Genomic DNA, 17,361 nt, shown 5'->3' on the forward strand with positions numbered 1-17,361 from the left:
CGCCGATCATTTCCTTCCACTGGCTGATCCAGCCAACAGTGCGGGCAACGGCGAAGAGCACGGTGAACATCGAGGTCGGGAAGCCGATCGCGTCGAGGATGACGCCCGAATAGAAATCGACGTTCGGATAGAGCTTGCGATCGACGAAGTACGGGTCGGACAACGCGATGCGCTCGAGTTCCTTGGCAACTTGCAGCGTCGGGTTGTTCTCGACGCCGAGCAGGTCCAGCACGCGGTTTGCCGTTTCCTGCATGACCTTGGCGCGCGGGTCGTAGTTCTTGTAGACGCGGTGACCAAAACCCATCAGGCGGAACGGATCGTTCTTGTCCTTGGCGCGGGCGATATATTCGGGAATGCGATCAACCGTGCCGATTTCGCGCAGCATGTTGAGCGCGGCCTCGTTGGCGCCACCATGGGCAGGGCCCCAGAGGCAGGCCACGCCAGCTGCGATACAGGCGAACGGGTTGGCATCGGACGAACCGGAGAGACGTACGGTCGAGGTCGACGCGTTCTGCTCGTGGTCGGCGTGCAGGGTGAAGATCAAGTCCATCGCGCGGGCGATTTCCGGGTTCACCTTGTATTCTTCCGCCGGCACCGAGAAGCACATGTGGAGGAAGTTCGACGCGTAGTCGAGATCGTTGCGTGGGTACACGAACGGCTGGCCGACCGAGTACTTGTAGGCCATGGCGGCCAGGGTCGGGATCTTGGCGATCATGCGGATCGAGGCGATCTCGCGCTGCTCGGGATCGTTGATGTCGGTCGAGTCGTGGTAGAAGGCGGCCATTGCGCCGACGACGCCGGTCATCACGGCCATCGGGTGGGCGTCACGGCGGAAACCGCGGTAGAAGTAGTGCATCTGCTCGTGCACCATGGTGTGGCGCGTGACGAGCTGCTCGAATTCCTTGAACTGCTTGGCGGACGGAAGTTCGCCGTAGAGCAGAAGGTAACAGACTTCGAGATAGTTGGATTTTGCGGCAAGCTGCTCGATCGGGTAACCGCGATAGAGAAGTTCGCCCTTGTCGCCGTCGATATAGGTGATGGCGCTGTCGCAGGCTGCCGTGGAGGTAAAGCCCGGATCGTAGGTGAACAGGCCCGTCTTTGCGTAAAGCGAGCGGATGTCGACGACATCCGGACCCACGGTTCCGCTCAGAATTGGAAATTCGACGGTCTGGTCTCCGACGACGAGTTTGGCGACTTTTTCGGTCATTGAGCTCTCCTCGTTTTGCCCACGCTCCGAGGGAAGGGAGGGGAAGCGGGGCAGCACCTGCAACGGTGCCGATTGATGACCGCAGAGGTATCAGTTTTTGCCCCGCCGAGGCAACCGATAGGTAAGCAGGGGTTACCCTCTGCCTACCCCGGCCTTAAGCGATTTGGTCACCCAAACGTGCCATCGATTCTTCCCGGCCGATCAGCACCATGACCTCGAAGATTCCCGGCGAAACTGTCCGTCCCGTAAGGGCCGCGCGCAGCGGCTGGGCGAGCTTGCCGAGTTTGAGGCCCTTGGCTTCGGCCAGTTCGCGCATGGCAGCGTCGATGGCCGGCACTGACCAATCGGCAAGGCCCCCTAACGTTTCGGCAATACCGGCGAGGACCACCTTGGCTTCCGGCGTCAGCAGGGCGGCCGCGGCAGCATCTGGCGTGATCGGGCGCAGGGCATAGATGAACTGCGCAAGGTCGATCAGCTCCAGCACCGTCTTGGCGCGCGGCTGCAGCTCGGGCAGGGCGGCCAGCACCGTGTTGTGGTTCGCCATCAGGCCCTTGGCGTCCTCGTCGCGGCCGACTTCCTTGGCCGTGTCGATCATGACGTTGTAGAGATAGGTTGGGTCGGCTTCGCGGATATAGTGGCCGTTGATGTTCTCGAGCTTGACGAAGTCAAAGCGCGCCGCGCCCTTGTTGAGGGCTTCAAGGCTGAACCACTCCACCATCTGATCAGTCGAGAAGATTTCTTCGTCGCCATGGCTCCAGCCCAGGCGGGCGAGATAGTTGCGGACTGCGGCCGGCAGATAGCCCATCTGGCGGTAGGCCTCGACGCCAAGCGCACCGTGACGCTTGGACAGTTTCGCGCCATCCGGGCCATGGATCAGCGGAATGTGCGCCATCTCCGGCACGGTCCAGCCCATGGCGTTGTAGATGATGATCTGGCGCGCGGCATTGGTCAGGTGGTCGTCGCCACGAATGATATGGGTGACGCCCATGTCGTGGTCGTCGACCACCACGGCGTGCATGTAGGTCGGCGTACCGTCCGAGCGCAGGATGATGAAGTCGTCGAGGTTCTCGGTCTTGAACACAACATCGCCCTGCACGTGGTCGTGCACGACGATTTCGCCCGACAGCGGCGCCTTGATGCGGATGACCGGCGAAATGCCTTCCGGGGCTTCCTTCGGGTCGCGATCGCGCCAATAGCCGTTGTAGCGCGGCGGCTTGCCGGCTGCGCGAGCGTCTTCGCGCATCTGGTCGAGCTCTTCGGGCGAGCAGTAGCAGTAATAGGCATGGCCCATCTTCACCAGCTCATGCGCCACTTCGGCATGGCGCGAGGCGCGGGCGAACTGGCTGATCGGCTCGCCTTCCCAGTCAAGACCAAGCCACTTGAGCCCATCGATAAGTGCGACGACTGCAGCTTCGGTCGAACGTTCGCGGTCGGTGTCCTCGATGCGCAGCAGCATCTTGCCGCCCTGGTTCTTGGCAAAGGCCCAGCTGAACAGAGCGGTGCGGGCGCCGCCGATATGCAGGTACCCGGTAGGAGAGGGAGCGAAGCGAGTGACGACCTGGGACATGATAACCGGAACGAATTGAGGGAATTTCGGGCCGTGTGTAGCATAGGCGGGCTTGAGCGCAAGGGCAGGAGCGCACGGTGTCGCAAGTGGGGGCAAGGCAGGGGCAGGTTGTTCTACGGGCTGGAGGCGGCCCTGTTGCGCTTGGCGCCGGCGTTGTCCGTTGGCCGAACGCGGCCTGGCGCTCGCTTGCTGCCACGTTGGTCGGGTCGATCGAGCAACGACGTCTCTTTGTGCTTCTCCCCTTCAGCCTGATCCTCGGGCTCATTGCTTATGCTGCACTGCGCGCGGAACCGAGCTTCTACAATTACATGATCAGTAGTCTTATTGTTACCGGTCTGTTGCTCGGTAGCGTCGCCATTGCGTCTCTGCCTGCCATGCGCTTCGCCATTCAGCTGGCGGCCATCTGGCTCGGCTTCTGCCTGCTGCCCATCCATGGATATGCTTTCGGGACCGCAATGCTGCGAGCGCCGGCCTATGGCACCTACGAGATGCGGATCGATGAGGTTCTTTCCGTTGATGACGGCGGCGCGCGGGTGGTCGTATCCGCGCTGACACCTCAGGACGGCGATCGATCTCTCCCGATCCGGCGCGCCCGCGTTCTGCTTCCGGTTGAGCCGGCAGTGGAGATAGGAGACCAGATAGAGGCCCGCATCCGGCTCGCGCCCGTGCCTGGCCCCGTGCTGCCCGGAGCCTTTGACAGCCAGTTCCACGCCTATTTTGCCGGCATCGGCGCCTATGGCAACGCGATCGGGCCGGTCACCCTGGTCGCGCAGGGAGACGAAGGCGATTTGGCCCGCCGCGTGCAAGCACTGCGCAACAACATCGCCGCACGGATAGATCTGGCGCTGATCGGCGAAAGCGCCGCGATAGGCAAGGCCATGATGATGGGCGACCAGAGCGCCATCACCGATGAGACACGCGACGTCATGGCCGCGTCCGGCCTCGCCCATGTCTATTCCATCTCCGGCCTGCACCTCTCCATCGTCGCCGGTGGCATTTTCTGGCTCGTGAGACTGCTGCTGGCGTGCTTCCCCATCGCACTGATCTGGCCGGTCAAGCACGTCGCCGCCATCGCTGGCCTCTCCGCCGCCTTCGGTTACCTCTTGCTGGCCGGCGGCATGGACAACGTGCCCGCCTTCCGTTCAACGCTCATGCTGGGGCTGATTTTCGGCGCCGTGCTGGCGGGTCGTCAGGCGCTCACTATGCGCAATGTCGCCGTTGCCGCGCTGGTGATCATCGTCATCGACCCCGCCAGCGTCTTCCGTGCAAGCTTCCAGCTGTCTTTCGCCGCCGTGGTCGCGCTCATCGGCATATATGAGCTGCCTCGAACCTCGCCCAAGGGCGGCGGGAGCGTAGGGCGCGCCGTCCGCTTCGTGTCGGCCACCGCCTGGACAAGCTTCGTCGCCGGGGCCGCGACGCTGCTCTTTTCCGCCTACCATTTTCAGCAAACGGCCCCCCTCGGGGTTTTAGGCAATGTGCTGGCCTTGCCCTTCGTCAGCCTCATCATGTGGTTCGGCGTTCTCGCCATCCTCGCCATGCCATTTGGGTTGGACGACCTGTTTCTGAAATTCATGGGCTGGAACATCGATCGGATGGTCGATGTGGCCGACCTGGTTGCCGGCTGGAGCGCCGGCATTTCCGGCAATCCGATATTGGCCAGTTGGACCCTTGTGGCCGCCCTCGTCGCGCTCGGCTGGTTTGCCTTCGCCGAAGGAAAATGGCGCCTGCTCGCGCCGGCAGTTCTGGTTCCGGTCGTTCTGGTTTTCGGCTTTGCCCCGCGACCCGATGTGCTGGTCGCCGATACGACCCAGGCGGTCGCCGTGCGGGACGGCGAGGGGCTTGCCCTCATCAGCGGGCGAACCGGCAGCTTTGCCGTCGATGTCTGGAGCCGACACTATCAGACTGAGATTGCCGCAAAGCACTCGTCTTCCAGGTGCGACAGTCTCGGCTGTATCGTTGAGACACCAGACTTCAGCATCGCCGTCGTACGCAATGCCGCGGCGTTCCCTGAAGACTGTTTTGGCCAGAATCTCGTCATCACGCGCGTCGATGCGCCGAAAGGCTGCGGTGCGGATGGGCAGTTCATCGGTCCAAGGGACCTTGCCGCTGGCGGCGTTCACTGGCTCCGCTGGGACGAAATGGCCGGGCGTTTCGAAATCCGTCCGGCCATCGAAACTCTCAATCGACCTTGGCGAGTCGTGCCACGGTGACCCCAGCGGCCGGCACTTCGGCAGAGCCGACGACATAACCGCTTTCGTCAACGGCAGGACTCAGCGTTGCCGGGCCAGCCGAGTAGTTCACATAGACGCGGAAGCCGGCGCGGCTGCGGGCGCGAACGCCGGCTGGCAGGTTCAGGATCGGCAGATCGGCCTCGGCGATGAGATAGTCCGCAACGCGCTGCATCAGCGCCCGGTCGCCACTGGCGGTCAGGTAGAACAGCTTGCCCTGCGAAATCAGCACTGGCACGCCTTCATTGTCTTCCATCACCACTTCGCCGCGCGTCTCGACCTTTTCGCGCCAAAGCCGCGTCGAGCCGCCACCCTTCACCGTGACCGAAACATGGGCTGGAATGCTGTCGACTCGCGTCACCCGTGCATCGAGCAGGTTAGGCGACAGGTCCGGCCCGAGCCTTGCGGGGATGGAGAAGCTCTTGGTCTTCGAGCCCGTACGCGGACCAATCAGCAGATAGCCCTCAAAGGCCGCCACGGCTTCGCGCAGCTCCTCCGTCCACGCAAACAGCGCCGGAATCGCGACAATATCGTAGCCCGCAAAGCTCTTGGTCTTGGGCGACAGAACATCGATATCGACGCCATGCTTGCGGAAGGCGGCATAGATATCCCGCACATGGGCACCGTGCTTGAACCCCTGCGCCTGCGGCTGCACTTCCCAGGCCCATTCGCTGTCATAGTCGAAGACAACAGCGACACGCGCCTTGCCCACCGGACCATCGAGGCCCGTCAGTTTGAGTTCCTCAGCCACCTGGCTCGCTTCGCCATAGGCGGGTGCAGGCTCGCTATCGGGCCGCAGCAGGCCGGCATGCATTTGCTCCTGCGCAAACGGCGCCTGCCGCCAGCGGAAATAGGAAACCACCTCGGCGCCATGCGCGAACGCTTCCCAAGCCCAGAGGCGAGCCATGCCAGGCAGCGGATCGGGGTTGAACTTGGCCCAGTTCACCGGCCCCGGCTGCTGCTCCATCACCCACCAGCGGCCATGGCCGACCGTGCGGTAGAGATCGTGATGGAACGCCGCATTGTCCGGGTCGCCCTGGCGCATGTACTGGCGCTTCAGGTCTTCGCTCTCATCGCTCACCGCGAGGTGGCCGATCGGATAGGAGTCCCAGCTGGCGACATCGAGCGTTTCGGCTAGGTCGTAATGGTCGAACTCCGTGTACCGGCTCATGAAGTTATGGATGACCGGCAGGTCCGGCCGCTTGGCCTTCAGGATATCGTACTGCACCTTGTTGAAGGCGCAGACCTGATCCGAGGAATAACGGCGGAAGTCGAGGTCGTGGATCGGATTGGGCTCGCACACGAGCAGGTTCGGCAGCTCGATCTGGTCGAAGCGATTATACTCCATCGACCAGAACACATTGCCCCAGGCTTCGTTCAGCGCCTCGATCGACCCGTAACGGTCAGCGAGCCATTTCCGGAAACCGTCAAGCGCTGCCGGCGAGTAGGAATAGGTCGTGCCGTGGCAGCCATATTCATTGTCGGTCTGCCAGCCAGCAAGCGCCGGATGGTCGCTGAGCGCATCGGCAAGGATCTGTGTGATCCGCGCCGACTCCTGGCGATAGGGCAGATGCGAAAAGTCATAGTGGCGGCGCGAGCCAAAGCCCTTGCGCTGTCCGCGAGCGTCGACGCCCAGCATGTCCGGGTGCTTGTCGACCATCCAGCGCGGTGGCGTCGCGGTCGGCGTGCCGACAATGACCCTGAGGCCATGCTTGCCGAGCACATCCATGGCCCGGATCATCCAGTCGAGCTGCAGATTACCCGGCGTCGGCTCCAGCCGCGACCAGGCGAATTCGCCGATACGGACATACTTGATGCCGACTTCGGCCATGCGGGCCGCGTCCTTGTCCCACCACTCTTCGGGCCAGTGTTCGGGATAATAGCAAACGCCGAGGGTAGGACTGATGGACATGGCGTAGTCTCAGAGCTTTATGGGAGTTTCAGGCAGGCCGGCAACATCGACCTCGATAGCAAAGACGCCCCCGGCCACCTTTTCGGCAGCAAGCTGTTCTGGCGTCAGCGTCTTGGCTGCGGTGGTGATGAACAGCGTCTTGAGATCCTTGCCGCCAAAAGCGGGGCAGGTGACCTGGCTGACCGGCACTTCGACGATACGGTCGATAGACCCATCCGGCGCAAACCGAACAACGCAGCTACCGCCCCAGCGGGCATTCCAGAGATAGCCTTCGCTATCGACCACAGCGCCATCGGGCCAGCCGCGATGGTCCGAAACGTCAGCAAACAGTTCCCATTCGCCGACCGGCAGGCCTGTCTTGGGATCGGTCGCGCACTTCAAGATTTTCTTGGTCGGCGTGTCGGTCCAGTAGGCGATCCGCCCATCAGGCGAGAAGCAGGTCGCATTCGGAATGGCGACATTCTCGATGATCTTTTTGAGCTGTCCGTTGCGGTAGTGGTAGACCGAGCCGTCCTTCGGCCCCTCTTCCTTGACCATCGTCCCGATCCAGAACGCGCCGGACGGATGGACACGGCTGTCATTCGTGCGATTGGCCGGGATTTCGCGCTCGATGTCGTGCAAGCGGTTCATGCCGCCCACGCGAAGGTCAAACTCGATCAGGCCATTCTCGCTGGCGATGGCCAGTCGGTCCCGGTCGATGATCGCCGCCGCCGCGACCGTCTCGTTGAACAGCCAGCTTTCCTCGATTTCGCCGTCCGCATTGGCGGCGAACAGCGACTGCTCGTTGATGTCGAACCAGAAAAGCTGCTGACGCTCACCATGCCAGATCGGGCCTTCGCCCAATTCGCATTTGCTGTCGATCAGAAGACGCGCAGTGTCGGTCATGCCTTGGCTCCCTTGTCGTAGGCAGCAACCGCTATGGCCGCGCGCTCGGCGACTTCCGACACGCTCATGCCAGGCTTGTAGATATAGGTCCCGAGCCCGAAGCCAGAGCAGCCCACGGCAAAGAACTCGTCAAAGTTGTCGGGATTGGCCCCGCCCACGGCATAAAGCGGCAGGTCCGGCGGCAGCACCGCCTTCATGGCCTTGATCCCCTTCGAGCCCAGCACTTCCGCCGGGAAGAATTTTAGCCCCGTCGCACCCGTACGGATCGCCTTGAAAGCGTCGCTCGGCGAGAACACGCCGGGATAGGACTTGAGGCCCAGCTTCACCGTCTCGGCAATCACGGCTTCATTGGTATCGGGCGACACAATGAACCTACCGCCTGCAGCAGCGACGGCGCGGACGTTCTCTTCGGTCAGGACTGTGCCTGCGCCGATCTCCGCGCGATCGGACAGTGCCTTTGCTGCGCGCGAAATGCTTTCGAGTGCATTGGGCGAATTGAGCGGCACTTCGATGAGCGTAATGCCGGCTTCGACGAGCGCGGTGCAGACCGGCACGGCTTCTTCATTGGTGATGCCGCGCAGGATGGCGATGATATGGCGGTGGGACATGGCAAAACTCCTTAGGCAGCGTCGCGGGCGGCCTTAAGGCCAGCCAGCACGACAGCAGTAGCATCGACGGGGCGACCGGCAGCGCCGGCCATTTCCAGCACCTGGCCATAAAGGGCGCAGAGCACATGCGAACCGATCAGCGGAACCGGTTCGTTACCGATTTGGTGGCGATTGGCAGCAATCTCGGTGCCAATGAGAAGGCCTGAGAGATAGCCTGCGCACCATGCCGGCTGACGGCCCGAAACCAGCGCGCTGGCGCGAACGCGGAACAATTGGCCAAGCAGGTCAGCCGGATGCTCCAGCCCATCCTTCGCACCCGCCGCAAACCCATCCGCGCGCTCTGGCGTATCAAGGTCGCCGCCAAGCGAATGGCGCAGCACCGAGTGGGTGGAGAGAAGCTCAAACATCTCGCCGGTCATCGCGGTGGTAAAATGTTTGATGTTTGTACCGTCGAGCAGCGCCCATTTCGAGTGCGTGCCGGGCATGCAGACGAGGCCGGAATAGCCGGGCAGGGTGCTTGCGAGCCCCAGAAGCTGCGTCTCCTCGCCGCGCATGACATTGTCCGCGCCCTGCTTCTGGCAAACGCCGGGCAGGATCGAAACCCTCAGCTTGTCCGAACCGCTATCAGGCCGAACCGCGCCCTTGAGCAGGCCACGCAGGTCCGTCGGCGCTTCGAGATAGGGCGCTTCGAGCCAACCCTGCCGCGCGCCGGCCATGCCGCAAACGAGAACATCCGTAGGGCCGGCAAGGTCCACGCCGTCGAGCAATTCGGACAGCGCTGCCGGGAATTCCTCGCGGGCGAGCTTGCCCATGCCCTTGGGTGAACTGCGGGACGCGAGGACGTTGCCGCCCGCATCGATCGTCCAGCCCCGGAGATTGGATGTGCCCCAATCGACGGCAATCCACGCAACAGATTCGCTCAACCCAAACTCTCCTCGACGAACGCCTATTGAATGCGGCGCGACCCTAATGGGCTTCGTCCGCTCTGAACAGGGCGTTCCGCTGCACCCGCTACCCGAGCGGGCGCTGGCGATCCCCTCGATTTGTAAGATTTTCAGAGCGTTCCGGCACATCTGGGGTCTGTTGCACCGCGTCAATCAATTGTATGATTTTTTTGTTTGGAGCCGTTCACACCGGCGCTTGCCGTGATAGAACGGGGTCAACCAAGGCCCCACGGTTCGCTGCGGCGGACGGAAAAGGAATTTGACGATGACGACTGACAATGGCGCCGGTGCCCCGAAGAAGCTGCGCTCGCGTGCTTGGTTCGATAATCCCGAAAACCCGGACATGACCGCGCTCTATCTCGAGCGCTACATGAACTTCGGCGTTTCGCGCGAAGAGCTACAATCAAACAAGCCGATCATCGGCATCGCGCAGACCGGCTCCGACCTCAGCCCTTGTAACCGTCACCACATGGTTCTGGCCGAGCGCGTGCGTGAGGGCATTCGTGAAGCCGGCGGTATCGCCATCGAATTCCCGGTCCACCCGATCCAGGAAACCGGCAAGCGCCCGACCGCGGGCCTCGACCGTAACCTTGCCTACCTCGGCCTCGTCGAAGTGCTCTATGGCTACCCGCTCGATGGCGTGGTGCTGACCATCGGCTGCGACAAGACCACCCCGGCCATGCTGATGGGCGCGGCTACCGTGAACATTCCGGCGATCGCCCTGTCGGTTGGCCCGATGCTCAATGGCTGGCACAAGGGCGAACGCACCGGTTCGGGTACGATCGTCTGGAAGGCCCGTCAGATGATGGCTGCCGGCGAGATCGACTACGCCCAGTTCATCGAACTCGTCGCCTCGTCAGCTCCCTCGACGGGTTTCTGCAACACCATGGGCACCGCCACCACGATGAACTCGCTGGCCGAGTCGCTTGGCATGCAGCTTCCGGGTTCGGCCGCTATTCCGGCGCCCTACCGCGATCGCCAGGAAATGGCCTACCGCACCGGCAAGCGTATTGTCGACATGGTCCACGAAGACCTGAAGCCGTCCGACATTCTCACGAAGGACAACTTCATCAACACCATCGTCGTCAATTCGGCGATCGGTGGCTCGACCAATGCGCCGATCCATATCCAGGCCATTGCCAAGCATATCGGCGTTGAGCTGGAATTGCAGGACTTCCAGACCTACGGCCACAAGGTGCCGCTCTTGGTCAACCTGCAGCCGGCCGGTGAATATCTCGGCGAAGATTACTACCATGCCGGCGGCGTGCCGGCGGTGGTCAACGAGCTGATGAAGCAGGGCCTGATCCGCGAGAACGCGCCGACCGTCAACGGCAAGACCATTGGCGAAAACTGCCGCGCGACCACGATCCAGGACGAGAAGGTCATTCGTCCCTTCGATCAGCCGCTCAAGGTCGATGCCGGCTTCCTCGTGCTGCGTGGCAATCTCTTCGACACCGCCATCATGAAGACCTCGGTGATTTCGCAGGAATTCCGCGATCGCTACCTGAACAATCCGGAACACCCGGGCATGTTCGAAGGCAAGGCGGTGGTTTTCGATGGTCCGGAAGACTACCACCACCGCATCGACGATCCTTCGCTCGACATCGACGAGCACACGCTGCTCTTTATGCGCGGCGCTGGCCCGATCGGCTATCCGGGTGCTGCCGAAGTCGTCAACATGCGTCCGCCGGCCTACCTCATCAAGAAGGGCATCTCCTCGCTCGCCTGTATCGGTGATGGTCGCCAGTCGGGTACCTCGGGTTCTCCCTCGATCCTCAACGCCTCGCCTGAAGCCGCTGCCGGTGGCAACCTCGCCATCCTCAAGACCGGCGACCGCGTGCGCATCGATCTCAACAAGGGCGAAGCCGATATCCTGATCTCGGCCGAGGAAATCGCGACCCGTCGCGCCGCCCTTGAAGCTGCTGGTGGTTACAAGTTCCCCAAGCACCAGACCCCGTGGCAGGAAATCCAGCGCGGCATCGTCGGCCAGCTCGGCGACGGCGCCATCCTGAAGCCCGCAGAAAAGTACCAGCGCATCGCCCAGAACGAAGGCCTGCCGCGCGACAACCACTAAGGCGTAACAGAGCGTCTACGCAAAAGAGCGGGCAGCACACAGTGCTGCCCGCTCTTTTATTTGGTCATCTCAGATACTTATCGCCTGTGTGGGCGAACAAGGGGGCTCATTACTAGATCTGCAGGGCGACCAACACGGCGCCCGCAGCAATGAGAACGACGCCGAGCCAATTTACGGCCGACAGTTTTTCGCCCAGAAACACCGCGGCAAAGACCGCGACCATAACGACGCTCAGCTTGTCGATCGGCGCCACTTGCGCCGCGTTGCCCAGCTTGAGAGCGCGAAAATAGCAGATCCAGGACGCACCGGTCGCCAAGCCGGAAAGAACCAGGAACAGCCAGGTCTTGCCGGAGACGCTGGATGGGTCCTGCCAATGCCCCGTCAGGGCCACCATTCCTCCGGCGGCGCCGAGAATGACGATGGTCCGAATGAACGTGGCGAAATCGGAGTTGACGTTCTCGATCCCAACCTTGGCAAAAACGGCAGTCAATGCTGCGAAGGCCGCCGACAGAAGAGCCCAGAAAACCCACGAGGAGAGAGGTAGGTCCATTTTCGACTCCTTAGTTCAACGCCTGCCAACACCACGGTAAGCGAGGTTTCTGGCAACCGCACCTGACGCGTCTCATGACCGCGATACTCGACGCATCGCTATTTCGGGTAGGCACTCAGATGCTCATGAACGATGAACCAGCTCTCTCCGAGTCGAGCAAGAACCGAGGTTCCTCGTCCTACGCCCTCGGCGGGAAGACCGTCGACGATAGCACGCCAATGGAAACGATAGGTGCAGCTGGCCGCGTCGTCGCCTTTGGCTATCCAGGCCAGATTTTCGAGCCAATAGGTCTCGTTGGCGAGGCGCTGCCACGTGCGCTCGAAAGCCGCGCGAGCTTCGTCGTGACCCTGATAGGTGCCGGAACTGAACCAGAAGCTGGCGTCCGGGGCGATCAGCGGGAGCAGCAGAGAAAAGTCATGCCGGTTGATCAGGTCGGCATAGGCCGCCATCACCGTCTCAGGCGTGGCGGCCATGCTCATTAGTATTTCCGCAACAGGCCAACGAGCCGGCCCTGAACCTTCACACGGTCAGGCGGGAAAATGCGGGTTTCATAAGCGGGGTTGGCTGCTTCCAGCGCCACGGTATTGCCCTTGCGGCGCAGCCGCTTGAGGGTTGCTTCCTCGTCATCCACCAGCGCAACGACGATCTCGCCCGTGCTGGCCTGATCCTGCTTCTTGATGACGACGGTATCGCCGTCAAAAATGCCGGCCTCGATCATCGAGTCGCCGCGCACTTCGAGCGCATAATGTTCGCCGGCCCCGAGCATTTCGGGCGGCACCTGAATGGTATGGGTGTGCTGCTCAATGGCCGAGATAGGCGTACCGGCCGCGATGCGACCCATGACCGGGATCGAAACCGGCCGGGCATATTCCTCGGTCGCGACGCCGCGTGCCGGCGGAGCGCTGACCTTGCCGAGGCTACCCTCGATGACAGCAGGCTCGAAGCGGGCCTTGCGGCCACCCAGCGATGGGTTCATCGAATCCGGGAGCTTGACCACTTCCAGCGCGCGGGCCCTGTTGGGCAAGCGGCGAATGAAGCCGCGTTCTTCCAGCGCCGTGATCAGCCGGTGAATGCCGGACTTGGAGGCTAGATCGAGCGCATCCTTCATCTCGTCAAAGGACGGCGGAATGCCGCTTTCCTTCATGCGTTCATGAATGAACATGAGAAGTTCGTGTTGTTTGCGCGTCAGCATCGCCCCTAGACCCCAGAATCGGAACATAGACGGAACGACTATATGTGTTCCACCTATGTTCCGCAAGAGTCTTGGGATTTTTCGCGTTTTGGGCCTCAAAGGGCCGCGGCGATGTCCTTGGCCAGCTGTGCCAGTTCCCCGTCATCGGCCCGGCCAGTGGCGTGGGCGCCAAGCGGCACGCCTTCGTAGGCGGGGATGATGTGGAAGTGCAGGTGGAAGACCGTTTGGCCCGCCGGGGCTTCGTTGAACTGGGCAACGCGCAGGCCGTCCGCCTTCGTGGCTACCTGCACCGCCTTGGCCACACGCTGCACGAGCGGCATCACCGCCGAAAGAGCGGCAGGATCGGCATCCAGCAGGTTACGCGACGCGGCCTTGGGGATGACCAGTGTGTGGCCCTTGGACTGGGGAAAAATATCCATCATCACCAGGGCCGTGTCGTCTTCGAAAACCTTGTGGCAGGGCAGTTCGCCCTTGAGAATCTTGGCGAAGATATTGGTCGGATCGTAAGTCATGGGTCCCTCGAATTACTCGGCCGCCACCAGCGTTTCGTCGCTGGCATTATTGGCATAGCGGAAGCGGAAGAAGTTGAGCACGGCAAGCCCGGTCAGCGTCACGGGCACGTATTTGACTCCGCGCGTGATGAAGAACAGGGCGATATTGACGGCCGTCTCGGCGCTCATCGCACCCTTGCCCATGGCAGAGGTGAAGGAGGACGGGACGATGTGGCGGTATATGAGATCGTCCGAGCGATAATAGCGACGTGCCCGCGCGGCAAAAGCGCGCTTTGAGCTTGAGTAGTCCTTGAGTTCCTCCAGCCCCATATCGCCGTGGAATTCGACTTCAGAGCCGAGGGCCCACACTTCGGGAGCCATCAACCGGTCCTTGCCCATAAGGGTGAAGCGCTCGATGAGGTCGCGGAAGGTGACGTAGTTGGCATTCCAGCAATCGTCCGTCTTGGCGCCGTGCGAAAGAACGAGAACGTCCGCGCGCGCCAGCTTTTCGTCGATCCCGGCATAGTTGCCGGCCGAGAAATCGACACCGGACTTGGCCACTTCGACAATGGCGCCGCGCTTTTCCAGCGCCTTGACCATGGCTGCGCCAAAGGCGCCGCTCGCACCGGTGACGAGGAAGCGACGGCTCTCAATCTGGCATGTCGTGCCAACGAGGAGATCGAAGGTATTGGCGAAGGACGAGAAGAAGTTGTGTGGATAGACGTGGTGCATGGCGTGGTAGTTGTTGTTCACCCACAACAGGCCTTGCTTGCCGCCGACGCGATCCATGGACATGTGGTTGTAGTCGAGCCCTTCCTCGCGCAGCGTCATGACGAACATGACCGTGCGGATCACTGCCACGACCGCCACCGGCTGCCACGGAATCGCGATGAGAAAGAGGGCGATGGCGATCATCGAGGTGAGATATTCCGGCAGCACGTGGAACCAGATGTTCTGGCGCGCATAGGCCGGGTTGATCTGCATATCGAGACCAAGGAATTTGTGGTGCACCCAGTGCCAGGACGAGAAGGTGCGCAGCAGCGGGATCTTGGATTTTTCCCAGCGATGCAGCAGCCAATGCAGGGTGTCGAAGAGTGTCGTGGCCACCACGAAGACGAGCAGGGCTTCGAGAATAAAGGCTACGACGTCCCAAAAATCCATTGGTCCCGGCTCTCCTGAGTTGTGGGGTCAGCTTTCCCTAGCACACTCGACTGCCAGGGGCTAACGCTCCTGTCGCTCGCCGCGGCGGAAGGGTGTAAACCCTTCCAGGGCCTCTTGTTCCCGCTCGACTGCGGGACGCTCGGCCTCAAGATAATCGGCGACGGCGTCGCGAAGGCCGGGATGGGCGATCCAGTGGACGGAGTGGGTCGCAACGGGGGTATAGCCGCGCGCGAGTTTATGTTCGCCCTGGGCGCCTGCCTCGACGACCTTGAGCCCATGGGCGATGGCATAGTCGATGGCCTGATAGTAGCAGACCTCGAAATGCAGGAACGGCACCTCGTGAGTGGCGCCCCAGTTGCGCCCATAGAGGCGGTCCTTGCCGATGAAATTGATAGCGCCGGCAATAGGCTCGTCGCCCTCATAGGCGAAGATCAGCAACACGCGATCGGCCATGTACTGGCCGAGCAGCGAGAAGAATTTGCGATTGAGGTAGGGCTGGCCCCATTTTCGCGAGCCGGTGTCCTCGTAAAAATCGAAGAAGGCGTCCCAGTGATGCTCCTTGATGTCGCTGCCGCTCAACCAGCGGATGGTCAGGCCATCGGCAAGCGCGTCGCGGCGCTCGCGTCGGATCACCTTGCGCTTTCGCGAGGAGAGCGTCTCGAGAAAGGCGTCGAAACTGGGATAGTCGTCATTGTGCCAATGGAACTGCGTATCGACACGGCTCAGCCAGCCCGAAGCCGCGGCCGTGGCGGCGTCTTCGTCTGGCAGGAATGTGAGGTGCACCGATGAGGCATTGCGCTGGCGAGCCAGTTCCTCAGCCGTAGACAGCAGCGCCGCGCGGATTTCGAGGCTGTCCGAGGGCACCAGCAGCTTCGGCGCAGTCACCGGTGTGAAGGGCACGGACCCCTGCAGCTTGGGATAGTAGTGCCCACCGGCGCGCTCCAACGCCTGGGCCCAGCCGTGGTCAAATACATACTCACCCATGGAATGGGTCTTGAGGAACAGCGGCAGGAGCCCGAGGGCTGTGCCTTCTTCGTCCCTCAGTAGAATGTGCTGGGGCTGCCAGCCGGTCCGGCCGTTCGCGCATCCTGATTCTTCGAGCGCGAGAAAGAAGGCGTGGTCGAGAAACGGGTTGTCGGGCACTCCATTGGTGCCCGGCACAAGGCTGTTCCACTGCTCGGCCGGAATAGAGGCCGTCGATGGATGAATGGTCGCAGAAAGCGCGTTAGGAGACACTGTCCGGGTTGAACCCTTCGAACACGATCTGGTCGATGTAGGGGGCCGCAGCCTCCGCTTCAACCTTAGAACGGATCGTCCAGGCGGTCACCGGCTTGCCGAGTGCGCGCCAGAACGTGATCGCCGGCAGCGTCAGCGCGTCCTTGGCACAGGAAATGAAGTCGAACTGGGTCTCGTGCCAGTGCAGCAGATGACGCAGCGTGTAGCGCTCGTCTTCAGTGATACCCGGCGGATAGTCCTCACCCTCATAGTCATAGGTGATGATCCCGCGCGGACCGGCAAAGCCATATTCGCGAATGAGCGCGATCAGCCGCGGGTCGAAGCTTTCGACCGTCACCGGACCGGCATATTTGGCCAGCGTATCGGCGGCGACCTTGGCGAGGCGGCGCGTGGCATCGAGCGTGGGTTGGTGCTTGAGTTCGACCTGCAGAAGCGCGCGGCCAGAAACCTGCGCGAGGAACGCATCAAACGTCTGCGGACGGTCCTGGGCGGCACTGTCGAGCAGGGTGAGGTTAGTCATTTCCGCCAGGGTACGGTCGCTGACGAGGCCGGATTCGCCTGTCAGGCGCTCAAGCGTTTCGTCGTGGAAGACAACTGCCTCACCATCGCTGGTGAGCTGCAGGTCGCACTCGATGGCGAAATTGCCTGCAATCGCGGCGGCGAAGGCACTGGCGCTGTTTTCGATGACGCCATTGGCGCGGTCATGCAGGCCGCGATGGGCGATGGGGCGGGGAAAGAGCGGTTCGGTCATGAGAAATCTGCCGTGAAATCGGAGGCGTCCGGTTCGCACGCCTCCGTGACAGTGCGATTACGAGTGGTGTCAGACTTCGACGACGGCGTCGATTTCAACAGCTGCGCCGAGTGGCAGCGAGGTGACGCCGAAGGCTGCGCGGGCGTGCTTGCCCTTGTCGCCGAGAACGCCGACGATCAGGTTCGAAGCGCCATTGGCGACGAGGTGCTGCTCGGTAAATTCCGGGTCAGAGCAGACGAGAACCGTCAGCTTCAGCACCTTCTTGATCTCACTGAGCGGCACGCCGGCAGAATGGACGATCTGCGAGAGCACGTTGATGGCGGCGAGTTCGGCTGCGTTGCCGCCTTGCTGAACATTCATCGTGTCGCCCAGCCGGCCTCCCACCACGCCGCCCTCTCCGGACGAGATCTGGCCCGAAACGTAGAGGAGATTGCCGCTGCGGGTGACAGGCACATAGCTTGCGACCGGCGCCTTGGGGGCGGGCAGCTCATAGCCATATTCGCGGAGCTTTTGGATCGGATCGGTCATCTGGTCTTGCCTTCCAGGTCTTCTGCT

Annotated in this window: 16 protein-coding genes; 2 read left to right on the top strand and 14 right to left on the bottom strand. The window is 62.1% G+C overall.

Features of this window, described 5'->3' with window-relative positions; all coding sequences use genetic code 11:
• Together gltA and gltX are read right to left on the bottom strand one after the other, a co-directional pair.
• A partial coding sequence (gene gltA, locus J0I64_RS14110; protein WP_291409310.1) for a citrate synthase occupies positions 1 to 1,207 on the bottom strand: 1,207 nt, incomplete at its 3' end.
• Between the two features lie 154 nt (positions 1,208 to 1,361).
• A complete protein-coding gene (gene gltX / locus J0I64_RS14115) occupies positions 1,362 to 2,777 on the bottom strand; it encodes a glutamate--tRNA ligase (RefSeq protein WP_291409336.1) in 1,416 nt (471 codons plus the stop codon).
• A 227-nt stretch (positions 2,778 to 3,004) separates the two neighbouring features.
• Here gltX and J0I64_RS14120 point away from each other — a divergent pair, with 227 nt between their 5' ends.
• Complete coding sequence (locus J0I64_RS14120; RefSeq protein ID WP_291409311.1) at positions 3,005 to 4,984, top strand: ComEC/Rec2 family competence protein; 1,980 nt, start codon at positions 3,005 to 3,007, stop codon at positions 4,982 to 4,984.
• Here J0I64_RS14120 and J0I64_RS14125 read toward each other — a convergent pair.
• The 4 genes from J0I64_RS14125 to J0I64_RS14140 are packed head-to-tail and all read right to left on the bottom strand — an operon-like array spanning position 4,953 to position 9,330.
• Positions 4,953 to 6,914 (bottom strand): beta-galactosidase, encoded by a 1,962-nt coding sequence (locus tag J0I64_RS14125; RefSeq protein ID WP_291409313.1) that lies wholly within the window; start codon positions 6,912 to 6,914, stop codon positions 4,953 to 4,955. The two genes, J0I64_RS14120 and J0I64_RS14125, sit on opposite strands and share 32 nt — an antisense overlap.
• A gap of 9 nt (positions 6,915 to 6,923) precedes the next feature.
• On the bottom strand, positions 6,924 to 7,799 hold the full coding sequence (locus J0I64_RS14130; RefSeq protein WP_291409315.1) for an SMP-30/gluconolactonase/LRE family protein: 876 nt from the start codon (positions 7,797 to 7,799) through the stop codon (positions 6,924 to 6,926).
• The gene (locus J0I64_RS14135) at positions 7,796 to 8,407 is read right to left on the bottom strand and encodes a 2-dehydro-3-deoxy-6-phosphogalactonate aldolase (protein WP_291409317.1); all 612 of its coding nucleotides are present in this window, start codon (positions 8,405 to 8,407) and stop codon (positions 7,796 to 7,798) included. Before J0I64_RS14135 ends, J0I64_RS14130 begins: the two co-directional genes overlap by 4 nt.
• 11 nt (positions 8,408 to 8,418) lie before the next feature.
• Complete coding sequence (locus J0I64_RS14140) at positions 8,419 to 9,330, bottom strand: 2-dehydro-3-deoxygalactonokinase (RefSeq protein WP_291409319.1); 912 nt, start codon at positions 9,328 to 9,330, stop codon at positions 8,419 to 8,421.
• Between the two features lie 286 nt (positions 9,331 to 9,616).
• On the opposite strand from J0I64_RS14140, the gene J0I64_RS14145 reads away from it, so the two are divergent.
• Positions 9,617 to 11,425: an IlvD/Edd family dehydratase gene (locus J0I64_RS14145; protein ID WP_291409321.1), complete on the top strand. Its 1,809-nt coding sequence runs from the start codon at positions 9,617 to 9,619 to the stop codon at positions 11,423 to 11,425.
• Positions 11,426 to 11,537: 112 nt separating this feature from the next.
• Here the strand turns inward: J0I64_RS14145 and J0I64_RS14150 are convergent, their stop codons facing one another.
• The 8 genes from J0I64_RS14150 to J0I64_RS14185 form a co-directional block, all read right to left on the bottom strand.
• Positions 11,538 to 11,975, bottom strand: a complete 438-nt coding sequence (locus J0I64_RS14150; RefSeq protein ID WP_291409323.1) for an EamA family transporter — start codon at positions 11,973 to 11,975, stop codon at positions 11,538 to 11,540.
• A 98-nt stretch (positions 11,976 to 12,073) separates the two neighbouring features.
• On the bottom strand, positions 12,074 to 12,454 hold the full coding sequence (locus tag J0I64_RS14155; RefSeq protein ID WP_291409325.1) for a nuclear transport factor 2 family protein: 381 nt from the start codon (positions 12,452 to 12,454) through the stop codon (positions 12,074 to 12,076).
• The gene (gene lexA / locus J0I64_RS14160) at positions 12,454 to 13,167 is read right to left on the bottom strand and encodes a transcriptional repressor LexA (RefSeq protein WP_291409327.1); all 714 of its coding nucleotides are present in this window, start codon (positions 13,165 to 13,167) and stop codon (positions 12,454 to 12,456) included. Before lexA ends, J0I64_RS14155 begins: the two co-directional genes overlap by 1 nt.
• A 95-nt stretch (positions 13,168 to 13,262) precedes the next feature.
• Positions 13,263 to 13,679, bottom strand: coding sequence for an HIT family protein (locus tag J0I64_RS14165; RefSeq protein WP_291409329.1), 417 nt, complete (start codon positions 13,677 to 13,679; stop codon positions 13,263 to 13,265).
• 12 nt (positions 13,680 to 13,691) lie between these two features.
• Positions 13,692 to 14,819 (bottom strand): hypothetical protein, encoded by a 1,128-nt coding sequence (locus J0I64_RS14170; protein ID WP_291409332.1) that lies wholly within the window; start codon positions 14,817 to 14,819, stop codon positions 13,692 to 13,694.
• Positions 14,820 to 14,879: 60 nt separating this feature from the next.
• Positions 14,880 to 16,007: a GNAT family N-acetyltransferase gene (locus tag J0I64_RS14175; protein WP_291409338.1), complete on the bottom strand. Its 1,128-nt coding sequence runs from the start codon at positions 16,005 to 16,007 to the stop codon at positions 14,880 to 14,882.
• A 37-nt stretch (positions 16,008 to 16,044) separates the two neighbouring features.
• On the bottom strand, positions 16,045 to 16,806 hold the full coding sequence (locus J0I64_RS14180; protein ID WP_291409334.1) for a glycerophosphodiester phosphodiesterase family protein: 762 nt from the start codon (positions 16,804 to 16,806) through the stop codon (positions 16,045 to 16,047).
• A gap of 69 nt (positions 16,807 to 16,875) precedes the next feature.
• Positions 16,876 to 17,334: a RidA family protein gene (locus tag J0I64_RS14185; protein ID WP_291409340.1), complete on the bottom strand. Its 459-nt coding sequence runs from the start codon at positions 17,332 to 17,334 to the stop codon at positions 16,876 to 16,878.
• Positions 17,335 to 17,361: the final 27 nt, after the last annotated feature.

The organism is Devosia sp. (genome assembly GCF_017307565.1).
Taxonomy (GTDB): Bacteria; Pseudomonadota; Alphaproteobacteria; order Rhizobiales; family Devosiaceae; genus Devosia.